This window comes from Mammaliicoccus sp. H-M34, from assembly GCF_022386495.1.
GTDB classification, from domain to species: Bacteria; Bacillota; Bacilli; order Staphylococcales; family Staphylococcaceae; genus Mammaliicoccus; species Mammaliicoccus fleurettii.
On record NZ_JAJNIK010000002.1, the window covers coordinates 131,551 to 144,223 of the forward strand.

General features: G+C 33.4%; 11 protein-coding genes. All 11 read left to right on the plus strand.

The window, feature by feature from the left end:
* The first annotated feature begins 9 nt into the window (after nt 1–9).
* The 11 genes from LQ608_RS02915 (at nt 10) to LQ608_RS02965 (ending at nt 12,615) form a co-directional block, all read left to right on the plus strand.
* Nucleotides 10–912, plus strand: coding sequence for an aspartate carbamoyltransferase catalytic subunit (locus LQ608_RS02915; RefSeq protein WP_078358600.1), 903 nt, complete (start codon nt 10–12; stop codon nt 910–912).
* Entirely contained in the window at nt 900–2,174 is a 1,275-nt protein-coding gene (locus tag LQ608_RS02920) for a dihydroorotase (RefSeq protein ID WP_239749488.1), read from the plus strand. The genes LQ608_RS02915 and LQ608_RS02920 overlap by 13 nt, the downstream gene beginning before the upstream one ends.
* Nucleotide 2,175: 1 nt before the next feature.
* Entirely contained in the window at nt 2,176–3,276 is a 1,101-nt protein-coding gene (locus LQ608_RS02925; protein ID WP_239749489.1) for a carbamoyl phosphate synthase small subunit, read from the plus strand.
* Nucleotides 3,269–6,442 carry a carbamoyl-phosphate synthase large subunit gene (gene carB, locus LQ608_RS02930; protein ID WP_239749492.1) on the plus strand — a complete coding sequence of 1,058 codons (3,174 nt, stop codon included), beginning with the start codon at nt 3,269–3,271 and terminating at the stop codon, nt 6,440–6,442. The genes LQ608_RS02925 and carB overlap by 8 nt, the downstream gene beginning before the upstream one ends.
* 12 nt (nt 6,443–6,454) lie before the next feature.
* The gene (locus LQ608_RS02935) at nt 6,455–7,213 is read left to right on the plus strand and encodes a dihydroorotate dehydrogenase electron transfer subunit (protein ID WP_239749494.1); all 759 of its coding nucleotides are present in this window, start codon (nt 6,455–6,457) and stop codon (nt 7,211–7,213) included.
* On the plus strand, nt 7,210–8,136 hold the full coding sequence (locus tag LQ608_RS02940; protein ID WP_239749496.1) for a dihydroorotate dehydrogenase: 927 nt from the start codon (nt 7,210–7,212) through the stop codon (nt 8,134–8,136). Before LQ608_RS02935 ends, LQ608_RS02940 begins: the two co-directional genes overlap by 4 nt.
* Nucleotides 8,137–8,829, plus strand: a complete 693-nt coding sequence (gene pyrF / locus LQ608_RS02945) for an orotidine-5'-phosphate decarboxylase (RefSeq protein WP_239749498.1) — start codon at nt 8,137–8,139, stop codon at nt 8,827–8,829.
* A 5-nt stretch (nt 8,830–8,834) separates the two neighbouring features.
* A complete protein-coding gene (pyrE, locus tag LQ608_RS02950; protein ID WP_078356089.1) occupies nt 8,835–9,443 on the plus strand; it encodes an orotate phosphoribosyltransferase in 609 nt (202 codons plus the stop codon).
* A gap of 25 nt (nt 9,444–9,468) precedes the next feature.
* Nucleotides 9,469–9,747: a hypothetical protein gene (locus tag LQ608_RS02955; RefSeq protein WP_239749501.1), complete on the plus strand. Its 279-nt coding sequence runs from the start codon at nt 9,469–9,471 to the stop codon at nt 9,745–9,747.
* A 250-nt stretch (nt 9,748–9,997) separates the two neighbouring features.
* Nucleotides 9,998–11,530: an SLC13 family permease gene (locus tag LQ608_RS02960; protein ID WP_239749923.1), complete on the plus strand. Its 1,533-nt coding sequence runs from the start codon at nt 9,998–10,000 to the stop codon at nt 11,528–11,530.
* A 677-nt stretch (nt 11,531–12,207) separates the two neighbouring features.
* Complete coding sequence (locus tag LQ608_RS02965; RefSeq protein ID WP_078356091.1) at nt 12,208–12,615, plus strand: VOC family protein; 408 nt, start codon at nt 12,208–12,210, stop codon at nt 12,613–12,615.
* Nucleotides 12,616–12,673: the final 58 nt, after the last annotated feature.

Here is a 12,673-nt window from a genome sequence, read left to right on the forward strand (position 1 = left end):
GCGTGTCACTTGAAAAATTTATTAACTATGACTGATCTAACTAAAGAAGACATAATGAAAATCATTAAAAAAGCACAGAAAATTAAACAAAATGGTATAGAACCTTTTGAGCAAGGTATGACAGTAGCGAATTTATTCTTTGAAAATTCTACTAGAACGAAATGTAGCTTTGAAATGGCTGAAAGAAAGTTAGGGTTAGAGGTAATCCCTTTTGAAACAAGTACATCTTCTGTACAAAAGGGTGAATCTTTATATGATACATGCAAAACACTAGAATCAATTGGTGTTGATGCACTCGTCATTAGACATAGTGAAAATGCCTATTATGATAACTTAAAAGGACTTAGCATTCCTGTATTAAATGGTGGAGATGGTAGTGGACAACATCCAACACAGAGTCTTTTAGACCTAATGACAATTTATGAGGAATATGGTTATTTTGAAGGATTAAAAATACTTATTTCAGGAGATATAAAGAACTCAAGAGTAGCAAGAAGTAATGCTGAAGCCTTAACGAAATTAGGATCAGAAGTTATGTTCAGTGCACCAGAACAATGGAAGTCTGATTTTTCAAATGTACCTTACGCTGAAATTGATGATGTTATAGATGAAGTTGATGTATGTATGTTATTAAGAGTGCAAAATGAAAGGCACGAATCAGGTATGACTTTTAATACTGAGAAATATCATGAGGCATACGGATTAACAATTGATAGATATAATAAATTATCTGATAAAGCAATCGTTATGCATCCAGCACCAGTAAATAGAGGTGTAGAGATCGATTCTTCATTAGTTGAAAGTCCAAAGTCAAGGATATTTAAGCAAATGGAGAATGGTGTATTTATTAGAATGGCATGTATTTATGATGTACTTAATCACAAGGAGGAAAAAGTAAAATGTCACTTATAATCAAAAATGGAAAAATCTTATTAGAAGGTCAATTAGTTCATAAAGAAGTTGAAATCGAAGACGGTAAAATTAAACGAATAAATGATCATATTGATGCTGAAAATCATGAAATAATTGATGCGAAAGGACATTTTATATCTGCGGGGTTTGTAGATGTACATGTGCATTTAAGAGAACCTGGTGGAGAACATAAAGAAACGATTGAGACAGGCACTAAGGCTGCTGCAAGAGGTGGGTTTACGACAGTTTGTCCGATGCCAAATACTAAACCTGTACCTGACTCAGTTGAACATTTAGATCGACTGCATAAAATAATAGACGAACATGCAGTTGTTAGAGTATTGCCTTACGCTTCAATAACAGTAAGACAAGCAGGTAAAGAACATGTTGATTTTAAAGCTTTAAAAGATAGAGGCATGTTCCAATTTACTGACGATGGAGTAGGTGTTCAAACAGCATCTATGATGTATGAAGCAATGCAAGAAGCAGCAAAAATAGATAAAGCAATCGTCGCACACTGTGAAGATAATTCATTAATATATGGTGGCGCTATGCACGAAGGTAAACGTAGTGAAGAATTAAATATCCCTGGTATACCGGCCATTTGTGAAGCGGTTCAAATAGCGAGAGATGTTCTATTAGCAGAAGCAGCTAATTGTCATTATCATGTATGTCATGTTTCTACTAAAGAAAGTGTAAGAGTTATAAGAGATGCTAAAAAAGCGGGTATAAAAGTTACAGCTGAAGTTACACCGCACCACTTATTACTTACAGAAGAAGATGTACCAGGTGATGATGCTATTTATAAAATGAACCCACCATTAAGAGCTAAAGAAGATAGAGATGCATTAATAGAAGCATTACTTGATGGAACAATTGATTGTATTGCTACAGACCATGCACCACATGCTAAAGAAGAAAAAGAAGTTTCAATGGTAGATGCACCTTTTGGTATCGTAGGAAGTGAAACAGCTTTCCAATTACTTTATACAAACTTCGTAAAAACCGGTAAATTTACTTTAGAACAACTTGTATCATTCTTAACAACTAAACCATGCGAAACATTTAATTTACCTTATGGACGTTTAGAAGAAGGAAGTTATGCAGATATAACGATAATTGATTTAGATACAGAAAGACCGATACTTGCTGAAGAATTTGCTTCTAAAAGTAGTAATACACCATTTATTGGAGAAGTCGTGTCAGGTTATCCTATTTTAACAATTTGTGATGGTGAGATCGTCTATAAGGAGGAAGTATAAGATGAAAAATAAAAGATACTTAGTATTAGAAGATGGTACTACATATAAAGGATATGCTTTAGGCTCTGATGAATTAACTTTAGGTGAAATTGTATTTAATACAGCTATGACAGGTTATCAAGAAACGATTTCAGACCCGTCATATACTGGACAAATTATTACGTTTACTTATCCTCTTATCGGTAATTATGGGATCAATAGGGATGACTTCGAATCATTAAGTCCTACTTTAAATGGCGTTGTCGTAAGAGAGGCATGTGACTATCCAAGCAACTTCAGATCAAGCAAGTCATTAGATGAAACGTTGAAATTTTATCAAATACCTGGTATTTCAGGTGTTGATACAAGAAGTTTAACACGTAAAATAAGAAAATATGGTGTACTAAAAGCAGGCTTCACAGATAATGCTGACGAAATTGATGCATTAGTACAACGTTTGAATAATGAAACATTGAGAACGGATGAAGTTGAACAAGTATCTTCAGTTAGACCTTATATTTCTACAGGAGATGGCTATAAAATTGTATTAATTGATTACGGAAAAAAAGAAAATATCGTCAGAGAATTAAATAGAAGAGGCTGTGATGTAACGGTAGTACCTTATCAAACATCAATTGAAGAAATTATGAATATTTCACCTGATGGTATCATGGTTTCTAATGGTCCAGGTAATCCAGAAAGTGTTCAAGAAACAATACAAACAATTGGACAATTAATTGGCAAGATACCATTTTTCGGAATATGTTTAGGTCATCAACTTTTTGCACTATCTCAAGGTGCAACTTCTTATAAAATGAAATTTGGACATAGAGGTGCTAATCATCCAGTTCAAAATTTACAAACAGGTAAAGTTGATTTAACAAGTCAAAACCATGGTTATGCAATAGACGAAGATTCAATTGCAAATACAGATTTAGAAGTTACACATCTAGCATTAAATGATAAATCTATCGAAGGATTAAGACATAAAAAATACCCAGCATTTTCAGTACAATATCATCCAGAAGCTTCACCAGGTCCACATGACTCTAACTATTTATTCGATGAATTTATTGAAATGATTAAATTACATAAAGCGAAGGAGCGTACAATCAATGCCTAAACAAACAGATATCAAATCCATCTTAGTAATTGGTTCAGGTCCAATCATCATTGGACAAGCAGCAGAATTTGACTATGCAGGTACACAAGCATGCTTAGCATTAAAAGAAGAAGGTTATAGAGTTATTTTAGTGAATTCAAACCCAGCTACAATTATGACTGATACTGAAATAGCTGACACTGTATATATTGAACCACTAACTTTAGACTTCGTAAGTCGCATTATTCGTAAAGAACAGCCAGATGCATTATTACCAACATTAGGTGGACAAACTGGTTTGAACATGGCAATTGAATTACACGAAAATGGTGTACTAGAAGAAAATAATGTCCGTTTACTAGGTACACAACTTACTTCAATCGAACAAGCTGAAGATAGAGACTTATTCCGTACGTTAATGAATGAACTAAACGAACCGGTACCAGAAAGTGATATAGTGAATGATTTAGAAGGCGCATTAAAATTTGCTAATGAAATAGGATACCCACTAATAGTTAGACCAGCATTCACAATGGGTGGTACTGGTGGCGGAATCTGTCACGATGAAAAAGAACTAAGTGAAATCGTTCAGAATGGTTTGAAATACAGCCCTGTTACACAATGTTTATTAGAAAAATCTATAGCAGGTTTTAAAGAAATAGAATACGAAGTGATGAGAGACAAAAATGATAATGCTATTGTTGTTTGTAACATGGAGAATATCGACCCTGTTGGTATTCACACAGGGGATTCAATTGTTGTAGCGCCGAGTCAAACATTATCTGATGTTGAGTATCAAATGTTAAGAGATGTTTCATTAAAAATTATTCGTGCATTGAAAATTGAAGGTGGATGTAACGTACAACTTGCACTAGATCCAGACTCATTAGATTATTATATTATAGAAGTAAATCCACGTGTCTCAAGATCATCAGCTTTAGCTTCAAAAGCAACAGGCTATCCAATTGCTAAACTTGCAGCTAAGATTGCAATCGGAATGACTTTAGACGAAATGTTAAATCCAGTTACAGGAACATCTTATGCAGCATTTGAGCCTGCTCTTGATTATGTCGTATCTAAAATTCCGAGATTCCCATTCGATAAATTTGAAAAAGGGGAACGTCATTTAGGTACACAAATGAAAGCTACTGGAGAAGTAATGGCAATAGGTAGAACCTATGAAGAGTCACTATTAAAAGCCATTCGTTCATTAGAATATGGTGTACATCATTTAGGATTACCAAATGGTGATGAATTTGAACTTGATTTTATTGAAGAAAGAATTAAAGCACAAGATGATGAAAGATTATTCTTTATTGGTGAAGCAATAAGACGAGGAACTTCTTTAGAAAGAATTCATGAATTAACTCAAATTGATTATTTCTTCTTAAATAAATTTAAACACATCATCGAAATAGAACATGACTTAAAAAATAATAAAGGTGACTTAGAAGCATTACAATGGGCAAAACAATATGGCTTTAGTGATAAAGTAATTGCACATAGATGGGAACAATCAGAGCTAGAGATATACGAGTTAAGACAACAAAATGAAATTAATCCAGTTTATAAAACAGTTGATACATGTGCAGCTGAATTTGAATCTGAAACACCATACTTTTATGGCACTTACGAAACAGAAAATGAATCTGTAGTTACTGATAAAGAAAAAATTATTGTGCTTGGATCCGGACCAATAAGAATTGGACAAGGCGTTGAATTTGATTACGCTACTGTTCATGCAGTTTGGGCAATACAAGAAGCTGGATACGAAGCAATTATTATTAATAACAACCCAGAAACAGTTTCTACTGATTTCTCTATATCAGATAAATTATACTTTGAACCACTTACTGAAGAAGATGTAATGAGTATTATTAATCACGAACAACCTAAAGGCGTAGTTGTTCAATTTGGTGGTCAAACCGCTATCAATTTAGCTGACAAAATCTCTAAAAAAGGTGTTGAAATTCTAGGAACATCATTAGAAGATCTTAATAGAGCAGAAGATAGAAAAGAATTCGAAGCATTATTACAAAAAATTGATGTTCCGCAACCTCATGGTAAAACAGCTACTTCAGTTCAAGAAGCAATAGACAATGCAAATGAAATCGGCTATCCAGTTGTAGTAAGACCTTCTTATGTATTAGGTGGAAGAGCTATGGAGATTGTTTATGCAGAACCAGAATTGAAAAATTACATGGAACAAGCTGTTAAAGCAAGTCCAGAACATCCTGTATTAATCGACCGTTACTTAACAGGTAAAGAAATAGAAGTAGACGCAATATCAGATGGTGAAACAGTTGTTATCCCAGGTATTATGGAACATATTGAAAGAGCTGGAGTACATTCAGGTGATTCAATCGCAGTTTATCCACCTCAAACTTTAACTGATAAAGAAATTGATTTATTGGTAGATTACACAACGAGATTAGCTAAAGGCTTAAACATAATTGGTCTTATCAATATTCAGTTTGTATTGTCTAAAGGTGAGGTATTTGTTCTAGAAGTAAACCCTAGAGCAAGTAGAACTGTACCTTTCTTAAGTAAAATCACAGATATACCAATGGCTAAAATTGCTACAAAAGCAATTGCTAACATTTCATTAAAAGAACAAGGATATGAAAGTGGATTAGCACCTTATAAAGAAGGTGTATACGTAAAAGCACCAGTATTCAGCTTTAGCAAACTTAAAAATGTAGACATAACGTTAGGACCTGAAATGAAATCAACAGGAGAAGTAATGGGCAAAGATAGTACTTTAGAAAAAGCATTATACAAAGGCTTAACAGCTAGCGGGTTAAAGGTACAAGATCAAGGCACAGCATTATTTACGGTTAGTGATAAAGATAAAGCAGAAGCTTTAACAATAGCGAAAAGATTCCATGAAATTGGGTATCGTATTTTTGCCACAGCTGGTACTGCAAAATACTTTAACGAACAAAACATTCCAGTATACACAGTAGGAAAAATTGGTGGAGAACATGACTTACTTTCAGTTATTCAAAAAGGTGAAGTTCAACTTGTTGTGAATACGATGACGAAAGGGAAATTATATGATAGAGATGGTTTCCAAATTAGAAGAGAATCAGTTGAAAATGGCATACCATGTTTGACTTCACTTGATACTGCAAATGCACTTGCAGATGTAATTGAAAGTATGACTTTCAAAACCGAACAAATGTAGAGGGGGAGTATTATGTCTAAAATAATGACAGTTGTATCAAACAATCAAATAGCAGATGCTATCTTTGAATTAAAAGTACATGGAAATCTCACGAAAAATATGAAAAACCCAGGACAATTCGTTCATATTAAAGCTGGTACAGGTACTGAACATATGTTGAGAAGACCTATATCTATTTGTGAAGTAAACCATGAAGAAGAGACATTTACGATGCTTTTTAGAAAAGAAGGTCATGGAACTGAAATGATTTCTAATTTGAAATCTGGAGATCCGATTGATGTGATTGCACCTTTAGGGAATGGCTTCCCTGTAGAAGAAGCACAAAATACTGCCTTGTTAGTTGGAGGTGGTATTGGTGTGCCACCACTTTATGAGTTATCTAAACAATTATATAAAAGAGGTATAAAGACAATCCATGTGTTAGGATTCCAAAGTGCTAAAGATGCTTTCTATATTGAAGAATTTAAAGCACTTGGTGACACGTATATCGCAACTGTTGATGGAAGTTTAGGTACAAAAGGATTTGTTACAACTGTTATTGATAATATTGAAACACCCTTCGACATTTTTTATAGCTGTGGACCAAAACTAATGCTTAAAGCATTAACAGAACAATTAAGTGATACTAAAGGTTATATATCATTAGAAGAACGTATGGGTTGTGGAATTGGAGCTTGTTATGCATGTGTTTGTCATACGAATGATGAAGCGGGCTATGTAAAAGTATGCACAGACGGACCAGTATTTGAAAAAGGAGCTGTGATCATATGAGTAGATTAAATGTAACTTTACCAGGTCTAAATTTAAAAAACCCAGTTATGCCAGCAAGTGGATGTTTTGCTTTTGGCAAGGAATTTAGTCAATTCTATGATTTATCTGAGTTGGGTTCTATTATGATTAAAGCTGCAACTCAGCATGCTAGATTTGGTAATGAGGCACCTCGTGTTGCTGAAACTGCTAGCGGTATGATTAATGCAATTGGTCTACAGAACCCGGGAGTTCATCATATTTTAGAACATGAACTTAAATATTTAGAGCAATTCGATGTACCGATTATTGCAAATGTGGCAGGTTCTACTGAAGAAGAATATGTATATGTAGCAAAACATATTTCTAACGCACCAAATGTTCATGCGCTAGAGTTAAATATTTCATGTCCAAATGTTAAAGAAGGTGGTATTCAATTTGGAACGGTACCAGAAGTTGCACGTGAGTTAACAAGAAAAGTAAAAGCAGTTTCTGAAGTCCCAGTATATGTGAAATTATCACCGAATGTTACGAATATCGTTGAAATGGCAAAAGCTATCTCAGAATATGCTGATGGTATTACGATGATTAACACGCTCGTTGGCTTAAGAATAGATTCTAAAACCGGCAAACCTATCATTAGTAATGTTATTGGAGGTTTAAGTGGTCCTGCAATTAAACCAGTAGCCTTAAGAATGGTTTATGAAGTTAGCCAAAATGTTGATATACCGATTATTGCTATGGGTGGCGTTAGAACTGCTCAAGATGTAATTGATTATATCTCTGTTGGGGCAGATGCAGTTGCAGTAGGAACAGCCAATTTTGAGAATCCTACTGTATGTAAAGATATTATAGATGAATTACCTACATTACTCGATAACCTAGGTGTTCAACATATTTCAGAACTTAAAGGTCGAACTTATAATCAACAAGGAGTTGTTAAATAAATGAAAAATACACCAATAATAGCTTTAGACTTTGCAACGCTTAGTGAAGTTGAACAGTTTCTTGATTTATTTAACGAACCTCTTTTTGTAAAAGTGGGTATGGAATTATATTTACAAAATGGTCCTGAAACACTAAAAGCCATCAAAGATAGAGGACATGATATATTTCTTGATTTAAAATTACATGACATTCCTAATACTGTTAAAGGCGCATTAAAAGGATTAGGTAAATTTAATATCGATTTAATTAATGTACATGCAGCTGGTGGTAAGAAAATGATGGCTGCAGGACTTGAAGGACTTCGTGCTACAAATCCTGGAGCTAAATTAATTGCTGTAACACAGTTAACATCAACGACTGAAACACAAATGAGAGATGAACAAAACATTCAAACATCAATAGAAAATGCTGTAGTTCATTATGCCAAAATCACTCAACAAGCAGGACTTGATGGTGTTGTTTGTTCACCGTTAGAATCAACACTCATTAGAGAAAATATTGGAGAAAATTTTTTGAAAGTAACACCAGGTATACGATTAGAATCCGACAAAACGCATGACCAACAAAGAGTAACAACACCAGAAGAAGCTAAAAAGTTGGGATCAACGCATATAGTAGTTGGTCGTTCTATAACGCAGCATGAAAATCCAGTTTCAAGATATCATGAAATATTACATAGATGGGAAGGATAATTCATATGACTCAAAATATCGCACAATCATTACTAGAAATTAAAGCTGTAACATTATCACCAGAAGATCCGTATACATGGAGTTCAGGTATTAAATCTCCAATATATTGTGATAACCGAGTCACATTAGCTTATCCAGAAATTAGAGAAACGATTTACAAAGGACTTATATCATTAATTAAAGAACATGCTCATGATGTTGAAATCATTTCTGGAACTGCTACGGCAGGTATTCCACACGCTGCTTTCATTGCTGATCAATTAGGATTGCCAATGAGTTATGTAAGGTCTAAAAGTAAAGGGCATGGTAAAGGGAATCAAATCGAAGGTGCATTAAGCAAAGGGAGAAAAGTAGTTGTTATAGAAGATTTAATTTCAACAGGTGGATCTTCAATTAATGCAGTTGATGCATTAATTGAAGACGGAGCAGAAGTAATAGGTGTATTTGCAATCTTTACTTACGGAATCAAGAAGGCAGAAGAAGCTTTCGAATCAAAAGATATTCCTTACTATACTTTATCAAATTATGACGAACTTATTTCTGTTGCAGAAAAAGAAGGATATATCCAAAATAAAGATATAAAAACTTTAAAAGAATGGAAAGATACTTTATAATAAAGTCTAGATAAGGGGGGTCTTTATGAGTAGCCAGCATAAACTATCTGTTGAAGAACAAAAAGAACAGATAAAAAAATGGGAACATATAAATGATTTTCTAAAAAAAGATTCTAATAAAAAACCTGACTTTAATCATTATAAAGTAAGAGATCATAATTTAAATGAACGTACTGGATACACGAATAACACTAATGTAAATAGACAGAGAAGTTATGATTTAGACGATAAAAATATATTTAAAAGCATAAAAAAAGAGCTTGAAGAAAATGGATTTTTTAATACAAAAGACTCTGATAAATAATGGGATGCGAAAAAGAAGTTAAGACAATTAATTTGTCTTAGCTTCTTTTTTTTGTGTTAGTTAGATAAAAAAATAAAAATAAATAAATATATGTATAAATATTATAGAATATTCAGAAAATAGTACTGCTTTTGTATAAACTTTGTTAAAATGTAAACGAATACACATTAAAAGGGGGCGTAATAATATGGGTAAACAAGATAAAAAATTTACAGAAAAGCTTTGGAAAGAAAGTAGTAGAACTAAAGAAATGTTAAAATTCTTTTCTTCAGATGCATTAAAATCTCAAAACAAACCAGATCCTGAATTAAAAGCTTATAATACAGCTCAATTAATCGGATTAATTTTAGGGCCACTATTATTTTTAGTAATATTGCTATTTTTCAAAGCGGATGGGTTAAGCCAAACTGGAGTATACGTAATGGCAGCTACTTTATGGATTGCAGTATGGTGGATTACAGAAGCTATTCCGATTCCGGCCACTAGTTTAATGCCTTTATTCTTATTTCCATTAGGTGGAGTTATGGATAGTGAAACAGTATCCAGCGCCTATGGTAATGATATTGTATTCTTATTCCTAGGTGGATTTATTATTGCAATTGCAATGGAAAGATGGAATTTACATACGAGAATTGCACTAGTCATTATTAATAGTATAGGAACAAGTACTGGTAGAATTTTATTAGGATTTATGATTGCAACTGGTGCATTGTCAATGTTTGTGTCAAACACAGCGGCTGTTATGATTATGATTCCAATCGGTATGGCGATTATTAAAGAAGCTAATGAACTTACAGCTGACGGGAATGATTCCGAGAGTTTAACTCAATTTGAAAAATCACTTGTATTAGGTATTGGTTATGCGGGTACAATTGGTGGACTTGGAACATTAATTGGTACGCCACCTTTAATTATTTTAAAAGGTCAATATGAAAAAATATTTGGTGAAGAAATTGGATTTGGACAATGGATGGTAATGGGTGTCCCGACAGTAATTATATTATTAGCAATTACTTGGGCATATTTGAATTTTGTCATGTTTAAACATGACATGAAAGAATTACCTGGTGGTAAAAGGATTATTACTAAAGAATTAAAAGCATTAGGAAAGACATCTTATGAAGAGAAAGTCGTATTTACATTGTTCTGTTTAGCAGCATTTTTATGGGTATCTAGAGAATTCTTGTTATCACAGTTACCTTTTACAGAGTTAGTTAAAGATGGAACGATATCAATGTTTATTGCTGTTATACTATTCTTAATACCAGCTAAAAGAAAGTTTGCTAGAATTTTAGATTGGTCGATTGCTAAAGATTTACCGTGGGGTATTTTATTACTCTTTGGTGGTGGTTTAGCAGTAGCTTCAGCTATTACAGAAAGTGGTTTAGATAAATGGATGGGTAAACAAATTTCTGGATTAGAAGGTGTAAACATTATTCTAATTATTGCTATTGTAGCGCTCTTTGTACTATTCTTAACAGAAATTACATCGAATACTGCAACAGCAACAATGATTTTACCGATACTTGCAACAATAGCTGTAGGTATTAATTTACATCCGTTAGCTTTAATGATTCCAGCAGCAATGGCAGCAAACTGTGCATTTATGTTGCCAGTAGGTACACCTCCAAATGCGATTGTGTTTGGTACAGATAAAGTAACAATCAGAGAAATGGCAACAGCAGGATTTTGGTTAAACTTAATCAGTTGTGTCATCATAGTAGGATTCGTTTGGTTTATGGTACCATGGTTATTTGGAATTGAATTTGTAGCTACTAAATAAAAATAATTAATAAAAAGACTCTCCCATACCGTTGCACTAAATATAACGGTATGGAGAGTCTTTATTTTGAGTAATTAGGATTAAATCGGGTTAATACGCACGAAGACTTATAAGATATCGTGCGATTCGGCTCAAAATCAGGTAAAACGCACGAAGACTTATGAGATATCGTGCGATTCCGTTCAAAATCAGGCAAAACGCACGAAGACTTATGAGATATCGTGCGATTCCGTTTGAAATCAGGCAAAACGCACGAAGACTTATGAGATATCGTGCGATTCCGTTCAAAATCTGGTCAAAATGCACGAAGACTTTCGAGATATCGTGCGATTCCGTTTGAAATCAGGCAAAACGCACGAAGACTTTCGAGATATCGTGCGATTCCGTTCAAAATCAGGTAAAACGCACGAAGACTTATGAGATATCGTGCGATTCGGCTCAAATCTGATCAAAACGCACGATACCCATTTTATAAATTAAAGAATTTCATAAGAATTAGTCCATAAATAGTTTGATAAAGACGTACCCAATGATAATAACGGCTAACATAATAACAATAGGTAACAATAATGAAATTGACATAAAATCTCTCCTTTGTCTTTGTCTCTTATAAATATTATACTAAATTATATAAGATATAAGAAATTTTTAAAATATGATATTGGAGTGTTTATTAAATGATACCAAAAATTACAACATTTTTAATGTTTAATGGTGAAGCTGAAGAAGCTATTAAATTTTATACATCAATTTTTCAAGATAGTGAAATTTTAACTATGGTTAAATATGGAGAAGAAGGGCCAGGGGAACCTGGTACTGTACAACATTCTATTTTTAAAATAAACGGACAAATATTTATGGCTATTGATCAAGGAAATGGTGTGGAAATAGAAATGAATCCAGCTATGTCATTGTATGTAACATGTGAATCTGCTATGGAGATGGAGACTCTATATTCTAAATTAAAATCTGGTGGTGCAATATTAATGCCTAAAACTGAATTACCACCAACATTCAGAGAATTTGCATGGGTACAAGATAAATACGGTGTTAATTTCCAATTAGCTTTACCAGAACAACAATAATAAACTTTCTTTCAAAATAAAAACGAAGTGCTATTGAATCAACATAGCACTTCGTTTT